Annotated in this window: 23 protein-coding genes and 3 tRNA genes; 13 read left to right on the forward strand and 13 right to left on the reverse strand. The window is 46.6% G+C overall.

The window, feature by feature from the left end; translation table 11 throughout:
* The first annotated feature begins 265 nt into the window (after positions 1-265).
* Complete coding sequence (locus ACO6V1_RS07165; protein WP_422445780.1) at positions 266-1,786, forward strand: fumarate hydratase; 1,521 nt, start codon at positions 266-268, stop codon at positions 1,784-1,786.
* Between the two features lie 51 nt (positions 1,787-1,837).
* On the opposite strand, the gene ACO6V1_RS07170 is transcribed toward ACO6V1_RS07165, so the two are convergent.
* Both ACO6V1_RS07170 and ACO6V1_RS07175 read right to left on the reverse strand, forming a co-directional pair.
* Positions 1,838-3,973 carry an ankyrin repeat domain-containing protein gene (locus ACO6V1_RS07170; RefSeq protein ID WP_422466320.1) on the reverse strand — a complete coding sequence of 712 codons (2,136 nt, stop codon included), beginning with the start codon at positions 3,971-3,973 and terminating at the stop codon, positions 1,838-1,840.
* Between the two features lie 74 nt (positions 3,974-4,047).
* Positions 4,048-4,692: a TetR family transcriptional regulator gene (locus ACO6V1_RS07175; protein WP_422445776.1), complete on the reverse strand. Its 645-nt coding sequence runs from the start codon at positions 4,690-4,692 to the stop codon at positions 4,048-4,050.
* On the opposite strand from ACO6V1_RS07175, the gene ACO6V1_RS07180 reads away from it, so the two are divergent.
* Both ACO6V1_RS07180 and ACO6V1_RS07185 read left to right on the forward strand, forming a co-directional pair.
* Positions 4,691-5,878, forward strand: coding sequence for an MATE family efflux transporter (locus ACO6V1_RS07180; protein WP_422445774.1), 1,188 nt, complete (start codon positions 4,691-4,693; stop codon positions 5,876-5,878). The two genes, ACO6V1_RS07175 and ACO6V1_RS07180, sit on opposite strands and share 2 nt — an antisense overlap.
* Before the next feature lie 138 nt (positions 5,879-6,016).
* Positions 6,017-7,003, forward strand: coding sequence for a J domain-containing protein (locus ACO6V1_RS07185; RefSeq protein ID WP_422466321.1), 987 nt, complete (start codon positions 6,017-6,019; stop codon positions 7,001-7,003).
* 19 nt (positions 7,004-7,022) lie between these two features.
* Here ACO6V1_RS07185 and ACO6V1_RS07190 read toward each other — a convergent pair whose 3' ends face one another.
* The 3 genes from ACO6V1_RS07190 to ACO6V1_RS07200 all read right to left on the reverse strand — a co-directional run bounded on the left by ACO6V1_RS07190 (position 7,023) and on the right by ACO6V1_RS07200 (position 9,163).
* Positions 7,023-8,219 (reverse strand): hypothetical protein, encoded by a 1,197-nt coding sequence (locus ACO6V1_RS07190; RefSeq protein WP_422466323.1) that lies wholly within the window; start codon positions 8,217-8,219, stop codon positions 7,023-7,025.
* Between the two features lie 273 nt (positions 8,220-8,492).
* Complete coding sequence (locus ACO6V1_RS07195) at positions 8,493-8,969, reverse strand: IS66 family transposase (RefSeq protein WP_422466325.1); 477 nt, start codon at positions 8,967-8,969, stop codon at positions 8,493-8,495.
* Complete coding sequence (locus ACO6V1_RS07200; protein ID WP_422445766.1) at positions 8,951-9,163, reverse strand: hypothetical protein; 213 nt, start codon at positions 9,161-9,163, stop codon at positions 8,951-8,953. The genes ACO6V1_RS07195 and ACO6V1_RS07200 overlap by 19 nt, the downstream gene beginning before the upstream one ends.
* A 236-nt stretch (positions 9,164-9,399) precedes the next feature.
* Here ACO6V1_RS07200 and ACO6V1_RS07205 point away from each other — a divergent pair, with 236 nt between their 5' ends.
* Entirely contained in the window at positions 9,400-9,666 is a 267-nt protein-coding gene (locus tag ACO6V1_RS07205) for a hypothetical protein (protein ID WP_422459686.1), read from the forward strand.
* 41 nt (positions 9,667-9,707) lie between these two features.
* Here the strand turns inward: ACO6V1_RS07205 and ACO6V1_RS07210 are convergent, their stop codons facing one another.
* Positions 9,708-10,229, reverse strand: coding sequence for a PPC domain-containing protein (locus ACO6V1_RS07210; protein WP_422459684.1), 522 nt, complete (start codon positions 10,227-10,229; stop codon positions 9,708-9,710).
* A gap of 362 nt (positions 10,230-10,591) precedes the next feature.
* Here ACO6V1_RS07210 and tnpA (ACO6V1_RS07215) point away from each other — a divergent pair, with 362 nt between their 5' ends.
* Together tnpA (ACO6V1_RS07215) and ACO6V1_RS07220 are read left to right on the forward strand one after the other, a co-directional pair.
* Positions 10,592-10,768 carry an IS66 family insertion sequence element accessory protein TnpA gene (gene tnpA / locus ACO6V1_RS07215; protein WP_422459682.1) on the forward strand — a complete coding sequence of 59 codons (177 nt, stop codon included), beginning with the start codon at positions 10,592-10,594 and terminating at the stop codon, positions 10,766-10,768.
* Between the two features lie 227 nt (positions 10,769-10,995).
* Positions 10,996-11,097, forward strand: coding sequence for a transposase domain-containing protein (locus ACO6V1_RS07220; protein WP_422466327.1), 102 nt, complete (start codon positions 10,996-10,998; stop codon positions 11,095-11,097).
* A gap of 182 nt (positions 11,098-11,279) precedes the next feature.
* On the opposite strand, the gene ACO6V1_RS07225 is transcribed toward ACO6V1_RS07220, so the two are convergent.
* The gene (locus ACO6V1_RS07225; protein WP_422459680.1) at positions 11,280-13,547 is read right to left on the reverse strand and encodes a collagenase; all 2,268 of its coding nucleotides are present in this window, start codon (positions 13,545-13,547) and stop codon (positions 11,280-11,282) included.
* A 367-nt stretch (positions 13,548-13,914) separates the two neighbouring features.
* Between ACO6V1_RS07225 and tnpA (ACO6V1_RS07230) the strand changes: the two genes are divergently transcribed.
* Positions 13,915-14,055 carry an IS66 family insertion sequence element accessory protein TnpA gene (gene tnpA / locus ACO6V1_RS07230; protein ID WP_422445756.1) on the forward strand — a complete coding sequence of 47 codons (141 nt, stop codon included), beginning with the start codon at positions 13,915-13,917 and terminating at the stop codon, positions 14,053-14,055.
* Here the strand turns inward: tnpA (ACO6V1_RS07230) and ACO6V1_RS07235 are convergent.
* Positions 14,050-14,418 (reverse strand): hypothetical protein, encoded by a 369-nt coding sequence (locus tag ACO6V1_RS07235; protein WP_422445754.1) that lies wholly within the window; start codon positions 14,416-14,418, stop codon positions 14,050-14,052. The genes tnpA (ACO6V1_RS07230) and ACO6V1_RS07235 overlap by 6 nt on opposite strands.
* A gap of 232 nt (positions 14,419-14,650) precedes the next feature.
* On the opposite strand from ACO6V1_RS07235, the gene ACO6V1_RS07240 reads away from it, so the two are divergent.
* The 3 genes from ACO6V1_RS07240 to ACO6V1_RS07250 all read left to right on the forward strand — a co-directional run bounded on the left by ACO6V1_RS07240 (position 14,651) and on the right by ACO6V1_RS07250 (position 14,969).
* Positions 14,651-14,727, forward strand: a tRNA-Arg gene (locus ACO6V1_RS07240).
* Between the two features lie 63 nt (positions 14,728-14,790).
* A tRNA-Arg gene (locus ACO6V1_RS07245) sits at positions 14,791-14,867 on the forward strand.
* Between the two features lie 9 nt (positions 14,868-14,876).
* Positions 14,877-14,969: transfer RNA gene (locus ACO6V1_RS07250), tRNA-Ser, on the forward strand.
* 88 nt (positions 14,970-15,057) lie between these two features.
* Here ACO6V1_RS07250 and ACO6V1_RS07255 read toward each other — a convergent pair.
* The 3 genes from ACO6V1_RS07255 to ACO6V1_RS07265 all read right to left on the reverse strand — a co-directional run bounded on the left by ACO6V1_RS07255 (position 15,058) and on the right by ACO6V1_RS07265 (position 19,690).
* Entirely contained in the window at positions 15,058-16,269 is a 1,212-nt protein-coding gene (locus tag ACO6V1_RS07255) for a hypothetical protein (protein ID WP_422466329.1), read from the reverse strand.
* Between the two features lie 317 nt (positions 16,270-16,586).
* Positions 16,587-18,548, reverse strand: coding sequence for a serine/threonine-protein kinase (locus ACO6V1_RS07260; protein ID WP_422459676.1), 1,962 nt, complete (start codon positions 18,546-18,548; stop codon positions 16,587-16,589).
* 35 nt (positions 18,549-18,583) lie between these two features.
* Positions 18,584-19,690: a serine/threonine-protein kinase gene (locus tag ACO6V1_RS07265; protein ID WP_422459674.1), complete on the reverse strand. Its 1,107-nt coding sequence runs from the start codon at positions 19,688-19,690 to the stop codon at positions 18,584-18,586.
* A gap of 106 nt (positions 19,691-19,796) precedes the next feature.
* Between ACO6V1_RS07265 and ACO6V1_RS07270 the strand changes: the two genes are divergently transcribed.
* Both ACO6V1_RS07270 and ACO6V1_RS07275 read left to right on the forward strand, forming a co-directional pair.
* Positions 19,797-20,267 carry a SycD/LcrH family type III secretion system chaperone gene (locus tag ACO6V1_RS07270; protein ID WP_422459672.1) on the forward strand — a complete coding sequence of 157 codons (471 nt, stop codon included), beginning with the start codon at positions 19,797-19,799 and terminating at the stop codon, positions 20,265-20,267.
* 22 nt (positions 20,268-20,289) lie between these two features.
* Complete coding sequence (locus ACO6V1_RS07275) at positions 20,290-21,537, forward strand: hypothetical protein (RefSeq protein ID WP_422459670.1); 1,248 nt, start codon at positions 20,290-20,292, stop codon at positions 21,535-21,537.
* A 7-nt stretch (positions 21,538-21,544) separates the two neighbouring features.
* On the opposite strand, the gene ACO6V1_RS07280 is transcribed toward ACO6V1_RS07275, so the two are convergent.
* Positions 21,545-22,348 carry a hypothetical protein gene (locus ACO6V1_RS07280; protein WP_422459668.1) on the reverse strand — a complete coding sequence of 268 codons (804 nt, stop codon included), beginning with the start codon at positions 22,346-22,348 and terminating at the stop codon, positions 21,545-21,547.
* Between the two features lie 353 nt (positions 22,349-22,701).
* Here ACO6V1_RS07280 and ACO6V1_RS07285 point away from each other — a divergent pair, with 353 nt between their 5' ends.
* Positions 22,702-23,418 carry an SIMPL domain-containing protein gene (locus ACO6V1_RS07285; protein ID WP_422445740.1) on the forward strand — a complete coding sequence of 239 codons (717 nt, stop codon included), beginning with the start codon at positions 22,702-22,704 and terminating at the stop codon, positions 23,416-23,418.
* A 46-nt stretch (positions 23,419-23,464) separates the two neighbouring features.
* Here the strand turns inward: ACO6V1_RS07285 and ACO6V1_RS07290 are convergent, their stop codons facing one another.
* Positions 23,465-24,619, reverse strand: a complete 1,155-nt coding sequence (locus ACO6V1_RS07290; RefSeq protein WP_422445738.1) for a hypothetical protein — start codon at positions 24,617-24,619, stop codon at positions 23,465-23,467.
* Positions 24,620-24,776: the final 157 nt, after the last annotated feature.

Here is a 24,776-nt window from a genome sequence, read left to right on the forward strand (position 1 = left end):
GTAGGGCAGTCTATTCTCGGTCAGCCTCCTAGGAGCCTGTCGGACTTAAGCGTCCGTAGCGACGCTTTTTGAGAAAACTTTACCTCTCCTGCGGTTAATCAATGTTATTAGCTTTTGGCGTTGGTATAATCCCCGTCAAAATAAGATGAGGTTTGCCTGCCGTTAAAACTGTGCAAATGTGCATAATGCTCTCAGTTTATTGCACAGGTTCAAATCGGCAAGGTCGGATTGCGGAATAAAATCGTAGAACAAGGGGTGAAAACCAATGAATGTTGTGATTCGGGAAGATGATTTAATTCTGAGTGTGGCGGACGCACTGCAGTTTATTTCCTACTATCATCCCATTGATTTTATTGATGCGGTTTATCAGGCCTACCAGAAAGAAGAGTCCAGGGCGGCGAAAGATGCCATGGCTCAGATTCTGGTGAACTCCAGAATGTGCGCCATGGGCAAGCGTCCTATCTGCCAGGATACCGGTATCGTTACTGTTTTTGTCCGTGTGGGTATGAATGTACGTTTTGATACTGACCGCTCCATTGAAGACCTGATCAACGAAGGTGTTCGCCGGGCCTATACCCATCCGGACAACGTACTCCGTGCTTCCGTCCTGGCCGATCCTGCCGGTGCCCGCACAAACACCAGAGACAACACGCCAGCGGTTATCCATATGACCCTGGTGCCGGGAGACACCGTTGAGGTGGAACTGGCTGCCAAAGGTGGTGGCTCTGAAAACAAATCCAAAATGGTTATGCTCAACCCATCCGACAGCATTGTTGAGTGGGTGAAAAAGACGGTACCGACCATGGGGGCTGGCTGGTGTCCTCCCGGCATGTTGGGTATCGGTATTGGCGGTACCGCTGAAAAAGCCATGCTGATGGCCAAAGAAGCCTTGATGGAACCCATCGACATTCATGAACTCCGTGCCCGTGGTCCGCAGAACCGGGTGGAAGAGCTGCGTCTGGAGATTATGGATGAAGTGAACAAGCTGGGCATCGGTGCCCAGGGCCTGGGTGGTTTGACCACCGTGCTGGATATCAAAATCAAGGATTACCCCACCCACGCCGCTTCTCTGCCTGTGGCCATGATTCCCAACTGTGCCGCCACTCGCCATGCCCACTTTACCTTGAACGGCAATGGTCCGGTATATCAGAAAGCACCGAATATTGATGACTACCCGGAAGTCAGCCTGGATATGGGCGAAGGGGTGCGCAAGGTCAATGTCGACAACCTGAGCCATGATGACATCAAAAGCTGGCAGCCAGGTGATACTGTGCTGCTGTCTGGCAAGATTCTCACCGGTCGGGATGCCGCCCATAAACGCATGGTGGATATGATCTCCAAAGGGGAAGAGCTGCCGGTTGATCTGAAAGGGCGCTTTATCTACTACGTAGGCCCCGTTGACCCTGTGCGTGATGAAGCCGTTGGCCCGGCTGGCCCAACCACCTCAACCCGTATGGATAAGTTTACCCGCACCATGCTGGAGAGCACCGGTCTTGCCGGTATGATCGGTAAGGCAGAGCGCGGCCCGGCAGCCATTGAGGCTATCAGGGATAATGAGTCTGTTTACCTGATCGCCGTCGGTGGTGCCGCTTACCTGGTCTCCCAGGCGGTGAAAAAGGCGGAAGTGCTGGCCTTCCCTGAACTGGGAATGGAAGCGATCTACGAATTTGAAGTGGAAGATATGCCGGTGACGGTAGCGGTAGACTGCCGTGGCGAATCGGTACACAACACAGGTCCGCAGATCTGGAAAAAGAAGATCGAAGAGCAGGTGCTGAAGATTCAATAAGCCAGACAATCCCCGCCCTGCCATTACTGGCAGGGCTGCAGGGGAAATTTTTCATTCAGGCGTACATTTCAGAAGTTCTTTTTTCAACAAATAAGGCAAGTTGAAAGAGGACATTGTTTGTTTATCAAACGCAGCCCTCAGCCTTCTCTTGCACAAAGTTTGCAGACCGGGAGGCTTTTCCAGAGGGTCGTAGCCTAATTTCTGAGTGACTGTTCGGATAACATCCGGTGTCGAGCTTCTTTGAGGACAGCCGCCGTGCTGGAGCAGGTCAAAAGCAATTTCATAAAACCTGTTTTCGTTGGCCCAGAACAGGGGGGTACCTTTACCCTGGTCACGGCTATGAACATCTGCCTTATGCTGCAACAATAACTTCACCACCTGGTTATGTCCTTGAGCTGCTGCCAGCGTCAAGGGCGTATACTTTCCAGTGGTCCTGCCGTGAACATCGGCCCCTGATTGCAACAGTAGTTCAACAAATTTAATTCGCCCGGATTGGGCCGCAATAGCCAGCGAAGTGCATGGAAAGGTATCACAATCGATGCAGTCAGGATTGGCTCCCGATTGCAACAGAAGTTTCACTAACTCCATATCCCACTTGGCGATGGCCGCTGAAAGTGGTTGAAATGTTCGGTTTTTAAGGCCGTTTACATCATTCGCATTATGCTGCAACAGCAATTTCACGATCTCGATGGGGGCTTTTTCAACAGCCAGTCTCAGCAGGCCTTTCCACGGGCCTTGCCATTGTGCACTATGTTCCAATAACAGCTTGACTACGTGAACATGCCCGTGCATGACCGCTTTGCTCAGGGAATTCTCCCCATAGCTGTTGTCACAGCTTTGAATGTTGGCTCCATAACTCAGCAGTAGCCTGACAATCTCAGTATATCCCCTGACCGCAGCCTTTCGCAGTGGTGTCCCACTTCCGGACGTTTGGCTATTAACGTCGGCCCCTCTATTTAGCAGCAGGCTTATCGCCCCAATCTGGCCATACTCTGCCGCCAGAGTGAGGGGCGTTGCTGCTCCGCTGGTATGGCTGTGAATATCTGCGCCGTGCTCCAGCAACAGGCTGATCGCTTCAACCTGCCCATATTTTGCCGCCTGAGCCAGGGGCGTTTCCTCTCCTCGGGTATGGCTGTAAATATCCGCGCCGTGCTTCAGCAACAGGCTTATCGCGCCAACTTGTCCATATTTTGCCGCCTGGGCCAGTGGCGTTTCCTCCCCGCTGGCATGGCTGTGAATATCCGCGCCATGCTCCAGCAACAGGCTTATCGCGCCAACCTGTCCCCGCCGGGCAGCCTGGGACAGTGGTGTTTCCCCTCCGCAGACATGGCTGTGAACATCCGCACCATGGGCCAGCAACAGGCTTATCGCCTTAATCTGTCCACGCTTGGCAGCCTGAGACAGCGGTGATTCCGCTGCGTGGGCATAGTAGTAGATATCCGTGTCATATCTCCGCCAGACAGCCATGGGGCGCAGTATTTTCCCCGCGCGGACATGGCGGTCAATATCCGCGCCATGCTCCAGCAGCAGGCTTATCGCCTCAACCTGTCCCCACCTGGCAGCCTGGGTCAGGGGAGTCCGTAAGCCGATGGTATTGCCGTTAACGTTTGCCCGGTAATCCAGCAACAGCTGCATTACTTTGATGTTACCCCGGCCAGCAGCCGTAGCCAGTGGTGTCAGGCCCTTGGCATCGCAGTGGTCAACAGGTGCCCCGGACTCCAACAGCAACCGGGTTATGTCAGATAACCCGTATATGGCAGCCCGGCTTAATGGAGTAAGCCTGGAGGGGGACTGGCAGGCAGGTCGCTTGAGCAATTGCTCGTTGCTGCCATCAACCTCTGCACCATTTTGCAGTTGCCACGCCACCATCCTGATATCACCGGACTCAACGGCGCAATTCAGTGGGAGTATGTTGGCAGAGTAGGCACCCACACAACGGTTGTCGTCGGTAACAGCCAGGCCGTTGGTCCTGACTCCGGACTGCATTGCCACAGACCGTTTGCGACCATTGGGTGGTGGTAATCCATTGCGATCGGATGTTGCCAGATCGCCGGGGCCAGAGCTTGGGGGAATCTGTTTTGCACAAGCCGATAAAGCAGTGTCGACTAATGCCTTTGACGCCGCTGAATTTTCAGCAGCACCGGTTGGTGGCCAGCCAGGATAGCCCCTGGCATTAAGTGGTTGCATGGTAATTACCATCAGTCCGAATATGTTTCAGGATCCTTAGAGCAATCACCCTGAAAAAGGTTCCGGCCTGTTACTCACCAGGCGACAGTTGCCTGATTGCTGGTACTTACGCGCATCTTGCCAACCCCGGGATCTTTTATGCCCAGTGTCAGCCGGATATCGTTGATCACCAACTCATCGATGGCCGTAAGATTGAGGCTGCTATCACCAAGGTAGGAATAATTGGACAGTGTGAAGCTGGTGGCCATTAACTTCCAGGCGCATTGTCGGCTATCCAGGGCTGGATCAAACAATCCTTGTTTTTGGCCGAGGGTAATCACACCTCCAATCAGGTCTGTCAGGCTGACCATGGACTCACAATAGACCGTTTTCAGCTGTTCATTGCGCCACATTTCATCGGCGGCACTGAGCCACACCCGGTTTTCAAACTCACGGTCCGGGAAGTTTGATGGCAGTAACATCTGCAGCAGGGCTTCGTAGGGTGGTAATCCCTTAATGGCCTCCAGGTCGGAGTCAACGGATGATGATATGGCATAACGGATTACTTCGGTTTTCAACTCATCCAGCGACGAAAAGTGATGGTGGATGGTTCCCGTAGCGGCACCCATTTCGGCGGCAACCTTGCGGGCAGTTATGCCGGCAAAGCCACAGGACACCACCAGGGAGAGGGTGGCCTCCAGAATAGCTTTGCGTTTTTCATCCTTTGGCCTGTGTGTCATGATGCTGGTAGGTGGTGCGGTGGTTGCCGGTAAAGCCCTGGGGGCCGGAGATACACGCAGGGCGTCCAATATTTTTACCAAATCCCTGACGGTGATTGTTATCTTTGCCCTCACTGTGTCCAGCCTGGCACACTTTTTCGCCGGGGATATCGCGGCTTTTGTGGGAGCCGACGAGGAAGCACTGCCTTTGACCACGGAATATATCCGTATAATTTCGCCTTTTATGTTGTTCATGGGGCTGGCTTACACCTTATCGTATTTTGCCCGGGTTGATGATGCGCCAAATTATGCCCTGGCCGGGCTGGTGCTTACCGCCTTCACGAACATTGTACTGGATGCGTTGTTTATCAAAATGTGGGGCTGGGGTGTCAGTGGCGCAGCATTTGCCAGTGGTATCGCTTATACGCTGGGTACTGCGTTTCTGATGGTACGTTTCTTTGGCAGGCAGGCCCGCATTCGGTTGATTAAACCCTATGGTTCCTGGTCTGAGTTGTTCCGGGCTGCTTACAATGGCTTTTCCGAGTTTATAAATGAGATGTCCGGTGGACTGCTCATGTTCGTTATTAACTGGATTCTGATTATTGAAGCAGGCACTACCGGCGTTGCCGCCTTTACCATTGTCAATTATATCCTGTGGCTCAGCATCATGGTGGCATACGGCACTGCAGAAGCCCTGGGGCCTCTTGTCAGCGTTAACTTCGGTGCCAGAAAGCCAGAGCGTATTGTCAGCTTTGTGAGACTGGCTGTTGGTCTTGCCATTATGGTGGGTATTACCTTTGCGATGGCTCTGCTGGTTTATCCTGAGGAGCTGGCCAGTGTCTTTATTCAGAGTGACGAAGTGGCCACGCTGGCGCTGACCATGTCGATCATTGCCGTCATCTGGCCGACGTTTCTGTTTAACGGTATCAACATTACCCTGTCCGGCTATTTTACCGGTATGCATGCGGCTACCCAGTCGGCCCTGATTGCTGTCAGTCGCTCTCTGGTATTGCCATTGGTGCTGATCATTCTATTCTGGAAAACCCTGGGGCTTGAAGGTGCCTTTCTTGCCCTGCCGGTGGCCGAACTACTGACGTTTGCCCTCAGTGTCACGCTGTTTTACCGGGCAACACCTGAAATGATGGTGGGTAAAGATGTGGCATCAGCGAATAATAAAGTGGGCAACTCAGGAGTCTGTCGTACTTAATACTGACGTTGTGTTTTGTTTCCAGAACCCACTGTGGTGCTTGCCTGTGGGCAGCCTTCCGAAAGGCTGCCTGAATTAAAACTGCCAACCGTTGCTCCGATAACCTGACTAAATATCACTGGGAAAAGGAAACAATTGATGGATGGCATGAATGGCATTGGCGGGCTACATAGTGTTTACCATCTGGCAGGTAAACCCCAAGGTCAGGAGACGGCATCCGGGAAAAAGTTCGGACGAAAAGTCAGTAAAACGGATCCGGTCCCTAAAAGGGATCTTCTTCCCAAACAATACCGTAACAAAAAAATAGCTGGCTACGTGATAAATGGCGTGGTTATCCAGCCAGTCAACAAGAGTGGCATGATTAACCAGCCAACCAGTACAGCAATTCTTCGGCTGCAGTGGTTTAACTGGGCTACCCACCAATTCCAAGGCAAAGGTTATGCCCCCTCTGTTGCCAGAGTTATGGCAGAACGGGTGTTAACCCAGTGCGGCTATGATTATCGCTCGGTGGAAATCATGGTTAACACCACGCCATTGACCCCACAGTCTGCCTTTCGAGAACTGCAGCGGCAAAATTATCAATGGGCAATGGGGCAATTCACCGCCAAAGGCTACCGCCCGGACCGGTCCCATGAAGCCATTGTTAATGCGCTGAACATCGCTGGCTCAGACCTGAACCGGTTTCAGCAGTGGGTTTCTGATGCTCCTCATGCTCAAAGTGATAAAAATGCCAACACACTGCGCCCCTGGATGATTGAACAAATTGAGAAAAAAGGCTTTTCCCCGGAGGAAGCACGGGCAGTAGTGGATAACCTGATCAGAGAGTCCGATGGCAACGTAGATTATCTGTGCCAGTTGGTTGGGAAAATTCACCCAAAAGGTGCCCCGCGCAAACTCTCTGCAGAGCAGATGGTCCAAAAGAATCGACAGTCACTTAATGTATTGGGGTTGACGGAAGGTGCCAGCCTGAATGATGTAAAAAAAGCCTACCGGAAACTGGCACTAAGGTGTCATCCTGATAAAAACCCTGGGAACGTTGATGAGAGTAACAAAACTTTTCAAATAATTACTGAGGCAAACAGGCACCTGATCGAAGATTCAGATTTGTTCAAAGGTCAAAGCTGATAGCGCCCTGGTGGGGGAATTAATTCAGCAGAGCATCCATTTGAGTCGATTCCCACAAACTGAACGCTGTCTCGTCTCGTTTCAGGAAGGCGATATGAAGATCACCCATTATCTTATCCCGATTGTATTTTAGCTCGTTTGCTTTGTGCATCGCCTCTTCCCACTCAAGCTGGTCCAGACGGGCACCCAGATCAAACAGGTCGTTAGCATAGTCAATAACGCAATCGTAAAGGGTGTTAGAGCAGGAACTGTTTCTCCCCAGGACTTCCTTCAGGGCTTTGGGCAGTTCTTCTGGTGTCAGGGAGCCATTTCTGTTTTTCAGGGAGCGAAAGAGCTTACTGCCTTCATCACTGTTGAGCGTCAGGGTGATTCTCATAATAATGGACTTTTGTTCCATATCCAGATCATTGCAAGCGGCATCAAGCAGGCGATGGGAGGATGGGTCGGACGCTATTCCCTGCAAGAGCGTGATATATCCCATGCTGACTTCATCTTCAGAATTGAATATTGGTTGCATGATCCCGGACAACTGTTCACTGGGAATGGTCTCTGCGATCTGAACCAGTAATTTGATATGGTCTTCCTGAATCAGACGGCGATGGTTGCTTGGATCGCCGTCATCACTTTCAATTGATTGCAGCAAAACGATCAGAGCCTGATGCAGTTCTTCCGGCGAGAGGCTGACACCCATTTGCCATAAGGCGGTGGCATGTCTGGGCATAACCGGGTACATACCCATTGGCTTTGTAAGTGAATAGGGCAAAATCTGCAGGGCAATATGCTTCATGCATTCGTAACAAGACGCCTCATAGTCAGTAATCCCAAGAGCTTTTTTCAAGGCCCGGGACCGTTCTTCAAGAGGCAAAATAGCACCTTTACCCATCAGGTCCTGAATTACTGCGGCCGCCATCTGATCGTCTATGCTGAGGGCAACTCTCAGGTCATGGTATTGGTTTTCCCGGAGTTTGGAAATTTCATTGGCCAGGGTAACAGGAGAAAGATTTCGTGAATCAACGACTTTCTTGCATACCGGGCATTGTGCGGGATCTTCTGGAATCGTCCGATGCTCAGGCCTTCTTTGCACCAGATTGGCTTTTCTGCCCTGAAAACAAGACTCCTGACAGGATGGACAAATAATCACATCCCCTGAATCCGGGTGCTTGAGAGGCACTGAGGAAGGAAATGGTATACCAGGCGTGGAAGCTAAATTATCCATAATTGGGTTTCTCAAGACCAGATTGTGTATTTGGTGGAGAAATCGTTTTTTTCATTCCAACGTATTCATCTGGTGTGTTTGTTTCATTAATAAAAAACAAGGGATACTGAGGCAGCTTGATACTGACTCTTATGACAGCGATTAAATTACAAAGTTCAGGAAACAGTTGGTTGGATATGAACAGATCCGTAAGTAACTATTCGCTAATACCGGCCACGCAAGTACACCACGCAGGGATACCCCGCCCCATAAGACCTTCAGACTGGATTGACATTAGCTGTCAGGCGGGTCATGGATTCGTAATTCGTTGAGGCGACTTTCATCCATCAGCCAAATCCACTGGCTTAAATCTACTGGCGGTTGCCGGTCATTGGCAATGCAAGCTTCAAGATAACCTGTCAGCCACAGTTTCTGATTTATTTTCCAGAGCTTAAGGGGCGTCAGAACAGTAAAGAGCCACGCAGCCAGTTCTGTACTCCACTCACTTCCGCTACCGTAGTAGTTTTTTCTTCCAACCACCGGGCCGCGTAATGTCTGCTCAGCGATATGGTTGTCCATAGGAACATCCGGATTCTGAATAAACCGGACAAGCCCTTCCCAATGATTTGCCAGGCTCTCGATCTCTCCCCAGCGAGCACCGGTAGACAGACAAATCTGAGTGAACAAACCTGATGAGTCAACTCCACGCCAACGAACCCAGCCGCAATGCCCACCTGTCTCTGAAGAAGATACTATTGCTCCTGGGGACATTCCAGAGGGTTCTGTTCGGCACGGTCGGGAGCCCTATACCGTTCAGGAGCTGGTATTCGGGTTAAGACCATTCGATACTGGCTTGAACAATGGTTGACCCCGGAGGGAAAGCCATCAGTGGCAAACCGCCAGCCAATCTGCATGGTCATCACTTTGGCCCACAGCTTCAGGCTTATGCGTTGGTCCAGCATCATGGCTGCGCCGTTACCCAGCCTCAATTACTGGAACTACTCTGGGATATCTACCTTAGTGAAAGCCAGATCAGGGAGCATGTAAAACGGAGGAAAATCAGCGGCGGGACGCGAAGCGATGCAGGACGGCAAAGTCGCGACACCTTTGCCCCTGAGACTTGCTTGCATGGGTTGGCGGGAGGTTCGTCCTCCCATCTTTTATGACCAGGGATGGTCGGTATACTGGCAATGCAAGGGCAATGCAGGCAAGCGTTGATATCCATACCGTTCGCACTGAGCGAAGTCGAAGTGCGGTGCTCCCATCCTTCGACTCCGCTCAGGAAGAACGGGGTGTAAGGGTATTAGTGTGCATCAACCTCCAGACGGGACTGTTCAGCCCTGGAGTTCTCCTGCTGAGTCTGTTGTTTCTGTCAGCAGTAAAAGCCACTGCGCCCCACTTGCACCACTTCGCAGAGTACCTGCACCGGATAGATCACCTTCTCCTTATCTACCTTGTCATCAACTGAACTATTGTGCTTAACGAGGTGTCCTAAGTCATTAAACCACTTCAGTTATAACTGGCCATGAGTTCAATACAGCTGAATTGTCCCTTTCCTTTAACCATCACATGGTAGTATGTGTCAGTTTTAAGTGGGCTGATATTGATTGATTTCCTGTCACCTTGGCTGAGCTCTGAAAATTCGTACTCGCTGTCGGTTGGCCACTGATCTGGTCGAATGAGTATTTCAAGCTCTCCGTTACCACTTCTGCCGTCTATGGTGAAAATCAAGCTTTTGGTTCCGGAGGGGATATAGATATAAAAATAACGGTTTTTATCAGAGCTTAGACCAATCTTGGGTATTTTATTATGTAACTGGGGGTTTTCAATATCATGGTCAGTGACTGGAGTATCAGGTAGAATAGGCTCATCATCACCATTGTCAGGGATAGAGTCATAATCCCGTGGACCATAACCTGAGAGTTGGTTATCTGTACTTTCATAGTCCAGAGTAATAGCATGTGCGTTGAAGATAAATGTAAGGTTAATAATCACTACTGTTAATCGGCTTGCTATAAGAGAGTGCTTCATCTGAAAAGCCTTTGAATACGAATTTAATCATTAAATGAATATTGGATGTGGGAAGATCTGAAGAGTTTGAATAGTAATAATCTACGTATAAAATACACCTCGAACAGGTAGACCAACGGATAAAGTGGGAGGTAGAAAGCAGTAGCGCATGAGTAATGAATGATCATTAAATCTTTATGATAGTAGCTCTCAATTTTTCTATTATTCTTTATCTACTAATAATACTTTTTTTTTATAACTGATATTCTTAGCCTGTTGAAGTTTTACATCGGTAACCAGACGTAAGCGCTTATTTGAGGACGTCTTCAAAGACCTGCCTTTGACTGCCACGCTTTCACCTGTTTCAAAAACAGGAGCGAGCCATGCATCAAAAAATATCGAATCGCCGCACTTCTGCACAGTGGCAAAACCTTATCGACCAGCAACAGGAAAGTGGTGTCAATCAAAAAGCCTTTTGCGAGTTAAATAATATTTGCCTGTCAACGTTCACCCTCTGGAAGCGCAAATTAGCACAGACCGCTGTTATATACACTGATTAAGTGGGCAAGTAATAAATACCGGATATCGACTCGGGAAGCGGAGCGAAGGCTCGGAAAACTGAGGAAGATGAGGCCGAACTTATTTGCTCACTGGGAATTACTTCGTGCATCAAATGTGTGACCAAGAGCCGTATGACAGGATATACGTACGGATCTGTGAGAAGCTTGGGGGGGAAATTCCCTCAGGCTAACTCGACTCTGCTGGACAGAAAAAGGCGCAGATAGCCGTGTTCCAGACGCTGATCACCAGTTGCCTGCTGGCGGGTATCGATCCTTACAAATACCTGGTTAATGTTCTACAGCGTATCAGCCTCCACCCGGCCCCGTGATATCAGGGAACTGATACCGCGACTCTGGAAAGAGAAATTCGGGGCCAATCCATTAAAAGCCGATCTCGACAAGTAGGGGGAGTCTGCCCCCTGCTTGGACGCTTACGACCACCTTCACCTTTTTACCTCGTCATCAACTGCACTATTGTGCTTAACGAGGTGTACTAAGTCATTAAACCACTTCAGTTATAACTGGCCATGAGTTCAATACAGCTGAATTGCCCCTTTCCTTTAACCATCACATAGTAGTATGTGCCAGTTTTAAGTGGGTTGATATTGATTGATTTCCTGTCACCTTGGCTGAGCTCTGAAAATTCGTACTCGCTGTCGCTTGGCCACTGATCTGGTCGAATGAGTATTTCAAGCTCTCCGTTACCACTTCTGCCGTCTATGGTGAAAATCAAGCTTCTGGTTCCGGAGGGGATATAGATATAAAAATACGGGTTTTTACCAGAGCTTAGACCAACCTTGGGTATTTTATTATGTAACTGGGAGTTTTCAATATCATGGTCAGTGACTGGAGTATCAGTGACTGGAGTATCAGGTATAGCAGGCTCATCATCACCATTGTCAGGGATAGAGTCATCATCCCGTGGACCATAATCCGAGAGTTGGTTATCTGTGCTTTCAACAGTATCGAGCCAACCGTACCACTCATCATCATGTAATTTTCCAATTCTGTCTATCCATGCCCGGTAAGCTTTGTAATCATTACTGCGTGTCAAGGATAGCATTTCAGAAATTTCAGATGGATGTCGCTCGAACATAAAGCGCACAGCGAGATAACCCCATCGATAGATTAGTGTTGTACCACTGCTATAGCTATTTCGAAAAACGGTACTCAATGGGTATTGTTTGGTTCGAGCAAGGGACACTGCTTCAGGATACTCATTCCGGTGTGAGATATATTCTCCCAGTCCTTCAATCCACCAAATGGTATCAGTGGAGGTTGAACGGCGAAAATCACCTGCCATGTTGAATCGGCCATCCAGGTAATGTACATACTCGTGCCGAAGGTTCCAGACATGGAATTCAGGTCTCAGCCAGTCGGCCTCGTAGGCAATAAACCGGGCTTGGTTGTCAGGTTTCTCAGGTGCGCCTTCAAGGTACATTCCTCCATTATCGGTACTGATATTAAATAGTAAACCGGCATACATTTTATAATCTTTGGCAGTGTTGAAGATCACCAGCTCAAGGTCATCGTTCAGGTCATTCGCTACTGGCTGGAAGTTGGTCCGTAATTTGTTATGGAAATATTCCTCTTGCTCTGATAATTGATCGCAGATCCATTCTGCTTGAGCAACCGTCATATTTTGCGAGCGAACTTTCAGTGTTTTACTACAGGTATGATTGAAAACAAGAGCATTGTTTTCAACCTCTTCCTTGAAATTGCAAATGCCATAATGCTCACAGTTTTCATTGTCATAATATGAAGCTATTTCAGCGGCAACCAGCCATAATGGCGTGCCTTTTTCACTGTTATTTTGTTGACTCAGAATTGCATTTAGTTGTCCGCTTACCTTTGGCTGAAGCTTATTGTGCTGAACAAAGCGCCCAAGCTCCCGGACGACATTAACCAGAAGATATTCATTGTCTGTTCCAAGAAGATGTTGTTTCGTATTGTAAAAATTATACAAGTCATCAAGAAGTGTCGTATCCCTTTCTATAGCCGTTACAAATGGCTTCAGCTGGTGTCCACGAAACAAAACTGTCATACCATTATTAACTGCAATGGTCATATTTCTGCTGGCTTCAAACTCCTGATTATAGGATGTAAGTAGACGCTTTATGACAAAAATATAACGGGTATTCTGGGCAGAGCTATCAATTAATGTGACTGCTTCAGACAACACCTCACCATTTTTGTCAGAAACAGCAAAGGCATTTGGGTTGGCAAAGAATGAATCAAGAGCTTGCTGCATAGCACTGGCAAGACGGGAGTCATAATCCCCAACGGTGTCTGGCTGATAAAATTGCACATAATACCCAGCCCTTAAATAGAGGATCAGTTGCTGTAAACCCTCAGAATTATCGCCAGTATAATTTTGTGAAAAACGAGTTACTTCATTAGCTACAGTTATCATTTTGTCCTGACTAAACAGTTGGCTACTAATGATTCCTGTTACTGAAAACAAGTTATTTATACATGCCAACTCAGCTTTACGAATAGCTTCCGTCAGTTGCTGTCCTCCGAGCGCGGCGAAACTCTCAGGGGTGCAGGTTAAACCTCTGGTAACTGCAAGTTGGCTCAACTTTTCCTGAATCAGAAAATCCCTGACTTTTTGATGGGGGTTATTGGGTGGCAGTGGCTTTCCATCCAGAATTTCCTCGATCTGTCTGCCATGTATCACTCTTGTTTCAAAGTCCAGAGTAATAGCATGTGCGTTGAAGATAAATGTAAGGTTAATAATCACTACTGTGAATAGGCTTGCTATGAGAGAGTGCTTCATCTGAAAAGCCTTTGAATACGAATTTAATCATTAAATGAATATTGGATGTGGGAAGATCTGAAGAGTTTGAATAGTAATAATCTACGTATAAAATACACCTCGAACAGGTAGGCCAACGGATAAAATGGGAGGAAGAAAGCAGTAGCGCATGAGTAATGAATGATCATTACATCATTATGATAGTAGCTCTCAATTCTTCTATTATTCTTTATCTGCTAATAATACTTTTTTTTTATAACTGATATTCTTATTAGGGCCTGTTGATGTTTTACATCGGTAACCAGACGTAAGCGCTTATTTGAGGACGTCTTCAAAAACCTGCCTTTGACTGCCACGCTTTCACCTGTTTCAAGAACAGGAGCGAGCCATGCATCAAAAGATATCGAATCGCCGCACTTCTGCACAGTGGCAAAACCTTATCGACCAGCAACAGGAAAGTGGTGTCAATCAAAAAGGCTTTTGCGAGTTAAATAATATTTGCCTGCACTGTACACGACAATTTTCATGAGGCCTTCTCCCAGCTGACCTCAAATAACAGTTCTACTGCTTCATATATTTCTTCCAGCCAAGTATTCACGTGATTGAGAATTCTGGCGAGATAATCCAGCCCTGCACGAAAAATGGACTGTGCTTTACGTCCATGACTTTTTACCTTGATCGGGGTTGCTTCATTTATCCAATCCCCCGTCTTGTATGCCCAGCAAAAGGCTAATGCCAGACTACAGAGCAATTTTGATATTTTATCCCGATCCTTCAGGCGAGTTTCCTCAAGGTTAACGCCTCTGCCTTTCATCGCTTGAAACATGGTTTCTATTTGCCATCTCCGGAGATAATCGTCAATGGCTCGCCAAGGCTCTGCATTGCAAATCACAACCATTGGATCCTGCTGACTTACTTCTGATTTTTGTCGTGTACAGTGCTGGAGTGTTTGTTTCATTAATAAAAAAATAAGGCAATACGGAGGCAGCTTGATACCCTGACTCTTAGGACAACGATTAAATTACAAAGTTCATGAAACAGTTGGTTGGATATGAACAGATCCGTAAAAACCGTATTTGACTCAACCCAATGAAATCTCTATAGTTTGTCTCCGTTGACGCAGGGCGCTCGTAGCTCAGCTGGATAGAGTACCTGGCTACGAACCAGGCGGTCGGAGGTTCGAATCCTCCCGAGCGCGCCAAGTCAACAAAAGTGATTGACGAATTGAATTGATTCAAATATCTTTCACGTCGCTTCAAACAACGCGCTCGTAGCTCAGCTGGATAGAGTACCTGGCTACGAACCAGGCGGTCGGAGGTTCGAATCCTCCCGAGCGCGCCATATTGAAACGGTGAGGTGGCCGAGAGGCTGAAGGCGCTCCCCTGCTAAGGGAGTATACGGTTTGTAGCCGTATCGAGGGTTCGAATCCCTCCCTCACCGCCATTTACCTTTTCTAGCGTTTTGCCAAGAAAGCTAAGACTATCGAATCAGATAGATAGTACGTATTAAGTTCGGTTAGTCCAGATCATTCCTAGAATATAATACACTCCTTTGGGCGGAATCTTGCGTAATATTCACCTTGTGTATCGTGTTGATGAGATTGTGGATTGTTTCTTCTTTGCTGCCCTTGTTCATAAATGTTTTCTTGATTTGGAGTTGATCCGATCCTTGCTTGGGCAAGTCTAATATCTTCTCTTGTACAAATACGCTCCTTTGAGTGGGATCTTGCTAGAGATGCATGTTGTGTAACGTGTTGATGAGATTGTGGATTGTCTCTTATTTGCTTCCATTGCTCATAAATGTTTCCTTGATTTGGAATTGGTCTGAACATTGCATTGAAAATTCCAATATCTCGTTCTGTACAAAGACTTGTTATTAAATCTAAATCTTCATGGATAACGAACATTTCGATGAATTGCTCAAGTTTAATAGCTGCTTTCGTTCCTTTAAATTCACCACGCAAAAATTGTTCAACATTTGATTTGTTTTGTTCTGTATCGTACCAGTTTAAGACTGTGTCAACTTGTGCAAAAAGACGTGACCCATAACCCAGATGTGCCATACCATTATATAATATGTTATCAAGCTGGACAGCAAAACATTGAAAAACTTCTGCACCCATCAGTTTTTTTAGCTGACTATAAGCTGCCAATTGCTGTTGTTCAATTAATTCAGCAGATTGAATTTCAGTCCGTTTTTGTAAAGCGTTCTCATAATTTAGTTGGCATGCAATTAAGCGAGCATCATAAATGGCTGTATTTCCACTGTATTGAATTCGAGGCATTCCAGTATTGTCAATTACTAATCCTTCAATATAGTCGCTGCATGGTGTTGTCTCTGGCATTATTTTCCAACCATCCGGGAGAGAAATATCAGCCGACACCTTTGACTCCATTTCTCTGGCAATATCCATGACGATAGCTTCTGATTCAGCATCAAAACAGGTTTTTTCTGTTTCAGCACCTAAAGATGGATATGACGCAGATGGTAACAAAGAAGCTGAGTCGTTTGGTTCAGGATCGTGAGCAACCTTGGGCTCAACAACAGTAATCGTCTCATGCTCGGCTAGAGTTTTTTGTATATTTTTACCTGATCTTTCAGGTGAGCTGTAATTAATGTATTTATTTGTTGGGCTGTTGTTATCTGTGCGCTTATTATCTGAACACTTATTATCTGAACACTCTCCAGCCATTGAATAATTAGAAGGCTCAGCTAGTTTGGTTAGGGAGTTTACTGGCTGCATAATATAATCTCATAAATTTTCAGTTAATTTACAGGATAACCAGTCTTTTTCCGACTCGAAGATAATAATCCTTGTAGATCAAGGGTGTCGTTACTCAGATTATTATTAAGAAGTGGTAAACCGGCAACTTCATTTGATAATCAAGTCAGCAATAAGTTCAATTTTAAGGAACGCTGGGGCTTTTTGTCTGGGTTGATCTCATGATCAATAAATATGCTTTTGGCATTCCAGTCAACAGACAACTCAAGTCAGGAGAGACTTTATCGATGCCTGTCGTGGCGACTCGGATCTGGAGGAGCAAATAGAATTGCTTCTTATCAGGAATGGTAAGACGCAAAGTAAGGGTGCTCAAGCGCTTCGGTGGGGGACAGGCGCATTTTAGGGTCCGGTTCTGTTAAAGCCCGGAAAAAATCCGCAGCTTGTTCGCCTTCCACTTCCAGAAGTTTCTGGTAAGCATCCTCTCTCGCTTCTGTTAGCTGGGCTAAAGCCTCTTTATAAGACATCTTACGTTCCCACATATCTTGAGTAACAGGCATTATAGGATCACCACCTAAACACATTTCAGCAAAAGTACATCCCAGGGCCCAGGAGTCTGCTCTGACATTAGGTTTTTTGGTCAAATTATACATTTTTTCCGGTGATATATAATCTGGTGTTCCGCTGAGAACTGGAGTGGCCCTGTCCATTTTTGCTGAAAACCCGAAGTCGCATATCTTCACCAGACCTTTTCCATTGATCAGAATATTTTCTGGTTTAATATCATGGTGTTGGTAGCCGGCTTTAAATAGCGTGTTAATACCCCTGGTAGCCTGAAAAAAAGTGCTTTTCAGTTCTTCACCTCTAAAAAGACCATCCTGTTCTAATGAGCTCAGTAAATCATGACCGCCATATTCCATAAGAATGTATTTTTGATCGGATTTTCCACGACTCAGGCAAACAAGGTTGACAATATTCTCTGTGTTCTCACCGGTTGCTACTATTGCCCGCTGAATTCTTACCATTTTTGCACACTCATCTCTGCGCTCAGTCTCATCGCCAACAATTTTAAGGGCGAATTGTTGATTGGTACGCTTGTGTTTTACAAGAACCACAGAGCCAAAACCTCCTTTGCCTAATGTCTTGCTCTTTTTTAATTCTTTTTTGGGTATGATTGCACAGTTGTACTCAGGATCGATTGGGGCACCCTGAAAAGTGATAGGTTCAGCTGGTTGAAGATCAAGAAGCACATTGGACTGCCCATCTTTTTGCACAAGAGGTGTTTCAGTGCTATCTGTTATCGAACTTTTACTGACTTTGTTGTTCAGGTTGCTTGTGTTGTCAGGGGTTATCTTGCGTTGATTTTCTAATTCCGTTATTGCTTTTTCTGTACTGCCTTGAATTTTCTGGTAGTGTTTTTCTGGATTTACGGCAACTGTCTTAAGAAATGGTTCTACTGTTTCCTCTCTTAAATTTTGAATGTTTTTTGATAATTGTTCACTCTCTTTCAGATTGTTCCGGGCAAGGCATAACTTTTTGATTTCACTTACATCGCTTGAGAATGAATTAACCATCATCTCACATATTTCTTTTTCAAGCCTGACAGCCAGGTTTTTATCAATATGCTCAGCGGCATTAAAGAGGTTTTTGATGGCATTACATTTTTTCATGGCCATATTAAAGTCTTTTTCCGGGTCTCCATCGTAGGGGATGCTTTTAAGATGGTTCGGCATAGCCTTCACCAGAACTGCCATCTGATCATGTATTTTTTGGTTGAGTGAGTCGATCACGTTGGCTGGTAGCTTATTGCCTGCCTTAAGCCGGTTGACTTCTTTTTTTAATGCAACAAGGCTTGCACCCGATTTGCAACGGTTGATTTCATGGGAGAGATAGACTTCAGTATCTGATTCGATCAGCTTCCTGAACTGATTCTTGTCAAAAAAAGTACACTCTTCTGGTATTTCATCGGGAAGTTTTAAAATACTGTCAACGTGGTCTGATCTGTTTTTACCTTCCTGATCTTCTTGAACTTCTTCCATTAATACTTCGATACGTCTGTTGGTTATGCATTTTTCAAATTCATACATCTTGGCTTTCGGAACGGATTTTTTTTCGTCAATAAACGCTTTATTAAAGTGATTTTCAATACGTCGTCCCCATTTAGAGACCAGTTTTCCATCGCTATCCAGTATCTTGGTGCCTTTTTTTTCTTCGATCCCCGAATAATTTGCTGCTTTTGGTTCAGCCAGATTGATTTGTTCAGGGTTTATATTTAAGGGCGAGGTTACGTTGAAACGTTCCATGTCATGATCCGATGCTATGTATCTTTCTGAATATATCAAGAATAGCAAGCAGCAAAGTAAGGGTGCTTCAGCGCCTGGGTGGTGGACAGCCGGTCACCAGGATGCAGCTTGGTTAATGACCTGAATAACTCAGCTGCTTGCCTGCCTTCCCGTTGCAGAAGCTGCTGGTATGCCTCTTCTCGCATCGTTTTCAGATGAGCTATTGTCTCACCAGGGAGCTTGTGACTTTCCCATATAGTGCGAGTACCGATCATGACAGGGTAACCTAAGCGCAGTTCAGCAAATGTACACCCCAGGGACCAGGAATCAGCTCTGTCAATGGGGCCGCCGCGCAAATCATACAGTTTTTCCGGAGGCATATACTCTGGTGTTCCTCTGCCAATTTGAGTTCCCCTGCCCATTTTTTCTGCCAGGCCGAAATCGCAGATCTTCACAACACCTTTTCTACTAATCAGGATATTTGCAGGTTTAATGTCATGATGCTGGTAACCGGCTCTAAACAGGGTGTTAACGCCCTTAACAGCCTGGAAAAAAGTTCTTTTAAGCTCGTTCCCCCTGAAACGGCCATACTTTTTTGATGAGCCCAGTAAATCCCGCCCCCCATACTCCATAAGAACATATTTTCTATCTGACCTTCCTCGACTCAGGGAAATAAGGTTGACAATATTCTCTGTGTTACCATGGATTTTTGCTATTGCCCGTTGAATTCTTATCAACTGTGCACACTCTTGCCTGCGATCAGTATCGTTACCCACCATTTTCAGGGCAAGGTATTGATGGGTATATCTGTGTATCACAAGCACCACTGAGCCATAAGTCCCTTTGCCTAACTTCCTGACCTTAAGTAAATCTTTTTTAGGCACGATCGGGTAGTTGTACTCTTTATCGATAGTGGCCCCCTGAAAGGTAACAGGTGCTGCTCGCTGCAGATAAAGGGCTGCGTTGGAGTGAACGTTTCGTTGCAAAAGATGCCTTTGAGTTTTCCCATTGACGGCCCTGGCGGTGTTTGCGTTTACATAACATTGTCCTGTCTCTGGAGTTACAGGGTGCCTGCCAAGGCAACCTTTTACAGGTTCAGGTTGTTTTGGTGGCTGATGCTGGAAATGATGTTGTCCCATTCCATCTTCAATTCTTTGAGGCATTGTGTCCCCCGGGCTCAAGAGTCCGATAAAAACCTTCGAGCTGGTTTGTAAAGGTACTATACCTATATAGAACAACTCGTCTTTCTAATCTGCAGGGAAGCAGCAAATGACTGATTCAGTGTTCAGCTCGCCTGATGCCCAGGCAATGGCCATTGTGGGGGATTATATGGCCAGGGGAGGGAGTCTTGCTGAAGCCAGTAATATCAGTGAGGAGGCGCAGGAAGCCATCTATGAACTGGCGTATCTGAAATATAATAATGGTTTGTACGAGAAGTCTGCCCGCCTGTTTCAATTTCTCTGTCTCTATAATCAGTGGAATCCCCGCTTTTTCACTGGCCTTGGTGCCTGCCAGCAAATGGTGAGCCTTTATGGTAAGGCCATTGATACCTATCTGTACGCCATTTCTCTTGATGCCAATGACCCGCATCCGATGATTTATGTGGGCGATTGTTATGTCGCCCTGGAGCAGTATCCAAAAGCGAGGCTTGCTTATCGGGCGTCGGTTTTAATGGCCCATGAATCCGGCATCACCAGTCCTGAGGTAAGCCGGGTAGAAAAAATGATTAACGAGTTTTGATGACACTGCAAGGAGTGAGGGTATGAGTGAGGTATCCGGGGATATACAGCCCAGCCGACTGGAACCTGTGCCGCCAGAGTTTCTGGCCGGGCAGCCTGCAAAAGAGAAGGTTGATAAGGTGGCTTCCGGTTACCAACAGTCGAACTCTGTCTCACAGGGTCAGGCAGCCAGGACTGAAGATTTCCCTGTTGCATCTGTGATTCTGGTTCCTGCCCTGCAACCGGCTCTTCCTGGCGCAATGGTGGCTTCCTCTGAAGAAATTAAGGGGCTCCTATCAACAGCCCTGGTGATCAGAGACTCTCTGGGGCAAAAATCTACAGGAGCAGCTGCCGAGCCTTTGCCGGGTAGCTTATCAGCGTCCTTGTCAGAAGCGGCATCTGAACAGCCACCTCGGGAGCGATCAACCGTCGATAACCTGGCAGCAGGGACTCAACGCTCAACCGTCAAGGTGCCTGCATCCACCCCATTACAGGATATGGTGACAAAGGTGCAGTCGGCACTGCCAGAAGCCACGGATACGGATGAAGTATTGGGCGTCTACGAAAGTAATGTCAGACAGCTGACAGAGACCATTCAGCAAGCTTTGGCAGCAGGATCATCAGCCCCTCTTCAGGTATTAAGCGTTGTTGCTGACGTGTTCCCATCGGATGCAAATACCGGCTCACTGGCGCTGCAAAGGGTGATTGATAATATTGTGTCGATCAATCGCAACAGTGGGGAGTCATCTGTTCATAGTGGCAAGGGGATTCAGCAGAACAGTGCAGACCTCTATGGAATGCCGGAACATGTGCGGTTAAGTCTATTGTCCCAGAGGTTGGGCATTGATCTGCAGCCATTAATCAGAACCCGTGAAGAGTTCCTGGAGAGCATTCTGGTCGCCCAGAGGGGCATACTGCTTGCTATTGAAGCTATGTCTAATGCAGAATTTTTCGAGCTCTTGAAAGAGCGATTACGGGAAGAACAGATCAAAGAAGACCTGGTCAAAGAAGGCCAGCATAAAGAAGTGGTGGACAAACTGAAGCAGGCCATTGCAGCACTGAAAGCCGGTGAACCGACAGTGGCTGCTGAAATTCTGAACTCGGCAAGCCTGATCACTACGGCCATTGAGCAGATTGTTGATCGCTATACATCCGATGAAACACCCGGGAGTCTCAGGCAGCATTTGCAAGAGCACCTCACCCGGGTTCTGGATAGTGTCACCCAACAAGGCTCATACCAGGATATGATGAATAAGCGAGTGGAGCTGCTGCAATCCGCCAAAAAAGTCTGATAGCAATTTACTTTAGTTTTTCCAAAATTCCTTTGCATATTGGCTCAATCATCGAAAATATTTTTGCGGAATCATGACCTGTATTTTCATAATGTAACTTGATAAGAAGTTTTGCGTAAATTGTGTTGAATTCAACTTTGCTTGGAATCCCTTCAACTCTGGTAATAGAAGATAGCTCTGGATAATCTGATAGCATGTAGCTAAGCCGGTCAAGTAATTGCACTTGAGTAAGCACGTCAATCGGCATATTACTAATTCGGAACGTTGTTCCTTCAGACATGCTTGATGACGACAGTGAGCTGAAGCTACTCACAGAGCTGCTTGAGGTTGTGTTTAAAGTGGAGTCACTATCCGGGCTGCTTACGGTTGTGGTTGAAGAGGAGGCACTGTCTGGGCTGCTTCCGGTTATCGCTAAGAATGAATCACCTAAGCCGCTTTCAGTTTTTGTTAAGGTGGTGCCGCTCTCTGAACTGCTTTCTGAGATTGTTGAGGAAGAGTCACTCTCTGAACTGCTTTCTGAGATTGTTGAGGAAGAGTCACTCTCTGAACTGCTTCGGCTGACAGTTGATGAGGAATCACTATCTGAACTGATTCCGGTTATTGTTAAAGACGAGTCACTCTCTGAGCTGATTCCTGAAGTTGTTGAGCTGATTCCGGATATTGAAGCAATTGTGCGCTCAACAAGGCCTGTTGTTGGTAAATGCTGATCATCACTGTCAGGTATTTCTTTTTTAATCGCTTTCTTTGCGGGCTCATCATCAGGAGTTCGTGGGAATGATGGTGTATCTCTTATACTTCCTATCTTGAGCATATTCTTTTCCTTTTCTTATTTAACGACATAAGTACTTGAGGCGGCGCATAAATAGTTAACGGGTAGAAACGTAGAATCTCCATGCGCCGATGCGTTACTGTCCACCGAAAAGAGCGTGTTAAACGACATGTTATATGCTTCCTTCACGTTTAATCACCAGAATTCTAGCGTGTCCTGTGAGATGGGCAATGTTCTTCGTGACAATAAAAGCAGCGAATATCCCTTGAGGTTTGTCTCATGTGATAGCCCAAAGTAAGAAATATTCGGATTTAGCGTAAAATCTGATAATTTACCGGGTGAACCCAAAGATGGGGTTCGTTATTTTTTCAACAAAATGATCAGGTGTAAGCAATATGAGTACCGGTAGAGTCAGTGCCTTGATACTGGGCATTTCTGTTTTTCTGGGGCTTTCCTGTCTGGGGTATTTGTTGGCGAATGCTGCCATTGAGTACAAGCAGTATGAAAGAAGTGTCACAGTCAAAGGGTTATCAGAGAGGGAGTATCAGGCAGATGTCGTGATCTGGCCTATTCAGTTTTCAGCGGCCGATAATGATTTGAAAGCTCTCTATGGCACGATTGAAAACAATATTGACAGCATCAGGGAGTTCCTGGAAAAGGGTGGTATCGCGGCTGAAGACATTAGTCTGATGTCGCCTGATATTACCGATAAATCGGCTAATAACTATGGCAGCAGCAGTCGCCCGGAGTTTCGTTATACTGCCCTGCAAACCATTACTATCTATTCCAGTCATATTGAAGCGGTGCGCTCGGTGATGGGCAATCTGTCGGACCTTGGCCGGGAGGGCATTGTGTTTACCGGAGGTCATTACGGTTCACAGCCGGAGTACCTGTTTGCCCGCCTGAATGATGTTAAGCCGGAAATGATTGAGGAAGCGACCCGTAAGGCCAGGGAAGTGGCGGAAAAGTTTGCCTCGGATTCACAAAGCGAGCTGGGCAAAATCAAGAGAGCTTCCCAGGGGCAGTTTTCCATCAGTGATCGTGACCGGAATAACCCTCATATCAAGAAAGTCCGGGTGGTTGCGACGATTGAGTATTATCTCTCCGATTGATGATCACAGCAGGTTATCTGCTGACGTTTAACCAGTCGTTAGCAATTTATAACTGGGTTGAGAGGTGTTTAACCTCTCTTTCGACAGATTCTCTATTGCCATATTGAGAGAGTTCATATCTGATGTGTGCGTTCAATTCATCGGAATTAAGCCGGTCAAGTTTATCGTTGTCGTGGATATCCCTGCTTTGGAAATCCATAGATAAGAGTAAGAGGAATCGCTCCTTGGCTAACAATGAGTCACTGTCCAGGATTTGCCTGCAAAATTCTTCGGATGCAACCATTTTTTCTCTCAGGGGATTTCCTAGGTTATAAAACAATCCATTTGATAATTTATCAATGAAAATAGTTAGCAGGTTTTCGGCAGTTCCTTCGGGCTCTCCGGGATTCAGGTCCGGGCGGTCAAGTAGCGTAAGTGCTAAATCGGGGTTATTTAACAATATTGCCTGACCGATAAGGCTAACAGGGATCTTTCCTTCAGTCACTCCTTTACTTGTTTTATAAAATGATGATTCACGAGGAAATTCAATATGAAAGGAAGATTTAAATCCTCCATGATAGAAAAATTCTATTTTTGTATTTACCTGGGTTCTGGGATCGCTGGCAAGTAACGCACTGATTTTACCTCTGTTTTTGGCTCCTGCCTGGCTGTTTACTAATTCCGTTGGTGTCATCCACATAGAAACATATGAATCTTGAATATCATTGATACTGTTCAGGTCGATTTCCTTGCTTCGCAGTAACACCTTCATTGTTTCTGATGTGAAATTAGCAGGCGAATAGCTAGAGTGCCTGCCCCTTTGAGGGAACAGGAGTGGGAGGGGAGGTTTTTCATAACTCTTACTCGCCAACACTGTATTCGGTGATGCTCCATAGTTAATTAACAATTGAAATGCTTCAGTGTTGCCATGGACTGCAGCCTGAATGGCCGGGTTTTGATTTTGTTGCTTCAAGCAAAGTCGCAAAGATGTCGGGTGCCTGTCAAGAATACGGTTGATCAGTTTAGTATCGTTATGTTTGGCTGCTTCCATTAATGCTGAATCCGGTCCCCTTGTTTTCAGATGCAATTTGTCAACTTTATGCTGAGTCCAGGAGCAGGACCGTGCCTCACTGCTCTGTTGTCCACGAGTTGAATGACTACTGCCAGGCAGGCTGTAATTCCCAGGAATATGGCTATTGGTTGCTCCACCAGTGGCTATCATCTGTCGTCTCCATTTTTATATTACAGGGGAATGCTTTGATTATTTTTTTTAAAAAAAGTTCACAAGGCTTCGGACACTTTTTCTCGAAAATATCCTGTGACGTGTAAGTAAACGACTAATATATAGACATCAATATTCGTTTATTAAAGCTCTTCAT

Origin of the sequence: Endozoicomonas sp. ALC013, assembly GCF_049310205.1 — a bacterium.
GTDB lineage: Bacteria > Pseudomonadota > Gammaproteobacteria > Pseudomonadales > Endozoicomonadaceae > Endozoicomonas.

Coding starts and splice junctions, on each gene's coding strand:
- ACO6V1_RS07165 (WP_422445780.1), top strand. CDS start 266: ATGAATGTTGTGATTCGGGAAGATGATTTAATTCTGAGTGTGGCGGAC.
- ACO6V1_RS07170 (WP_422466320.1), bottom strand. CDS start 3,973: ATGCAACCACTTAATGCCAGGGGCTATCCTGGCTGGCCACCAACCGGT.
- ACO6V1_RS07180 (WP_422445774.1), top strand. CDS start 4,691: ATGATGCTGGTAGGTGGTGCGGTGGTTGCCGGTAAAGCCCTGGGGGCC.
- ACO6V1_RS07175 (WP_422445776.1), bottom strand. CDS start 4,692: ATGACACACAGGCCAAAGGATGAAAAACGCAAAGCTATTCTGGAGGCC.
- ACO6V1_RS07185 (WP_422466321.1), top strand. CDS start 6,017: ATGGATGGCATGAATGGCATTGGCGGGCTACATAGTGTTTACCATCTG.
- ACO6V1_RS07190 (WP_422466323.1), bottom strand. CDS start 8,219: ATGGATAATTTAGCTTCCACGCCTGGTATACCATTTCCTTCCTCAGTG.
- ACO6V1_RS07195 (WP_422466325.1), bottom strand. CDS start 8,969: ATGTCCCCAGGAGCAATAGTATCTTCTTCAGAGACAGGTGGGCATTGC.
- ACO6V1_RS07200 (WP_422445766.1), bottom strand. CDS start 9,163: ATGATGCTGGACCAACGCATAAGCCTGAAGCTGTGGGCCAAAGTGATG.
- ACO6V1_RS07205 (WP_422459686.1), top strand. CDS start 9,400: ATGCAGGCAAGCGTTGATATCCATACCGTTCGCACTGAGCGAAGTCGA.
- ACO6V1_RS07210 (WP_422459684.1), bottom strand. CDS start 10,229: ATGAAGCACTCTCTTATAGCAAGCCGATTAACAGTAGTGATTATTAAC.
- tnpA (WP_422459682.1), top strand. CDS start 10,592: ATGCATCAAAAAATATCGAATCGCCGCACTTCTGCACAGTGGCAAAAC.
- ACO6V1_RS07225 (WP_422459680.1), bottom strand. CDS start 13,547: ATGAAGCACTCTCTCATAGCAAGCCTATTCACAGTAGTGATTATTAAC.
- tnpA (WP_422445756.1), top strand. CDS start 13,915: ATGCATCAAAAGATATCGAATCGCCGCACTTCTGCACAGTGGCAAAAC.
- ACO6V1_RS07255 (WP_422466329.1), bottom strand. CDS start 16,269: ATGCAGCCAGTAAACTCCCTAACCAAACTAGCTGAGCCTTCTAATTAT.
- ACO6V1_RS07260 (WP_422459676.1), bottom strand. CDS start 18,548: ATGGAACGTTTCAACGTAACCTCGCCCTTAAATATAAACCCTGAACAA.
- ACO6V1_RS07265 (WP_422459674.1), bottom strand. CDS start 19,690: ATGCCTCAAAGAATTGAAGATGGAATGGGACAACATCATTTCCAGCAT.
- ACO6V1_RS07270 (WP_422459672.1), top strand. CDS start 19,797: ATGACTGATTCAGTGTTCAGCTCGCCTGATGCCCAGGCAATGGCCATT.
- ACO6V1_RS07275 (WP_422459670.1), top strand. CDS start 20,290: ATGAGTGAGGTATCCGGGGATATACAGCCCAGCCGACTGGAACCTGTG.
- ACO6V1_RS07280 (WP_422459668.1), bottom strand. CDS start 22,348: ATGCTCAAGATAGGAAGTATAAGAGATACACCATCATTCCCACGAACT.
- ACO6V1_RS07285 (WP_422445740.1), top strand. CDS start 22,702: ATGAGTACCGGTAGAGTCAGTGCCTTGATACTGGGCATTTCTGTTTTT.
- ACO6V1_RS07290 (WP_422445738.1), bottom strand. CDS start 24,619: ATGATAGCCACTGGTGGAGCAACCAATAGCCATATTCCTGGGAATTAC.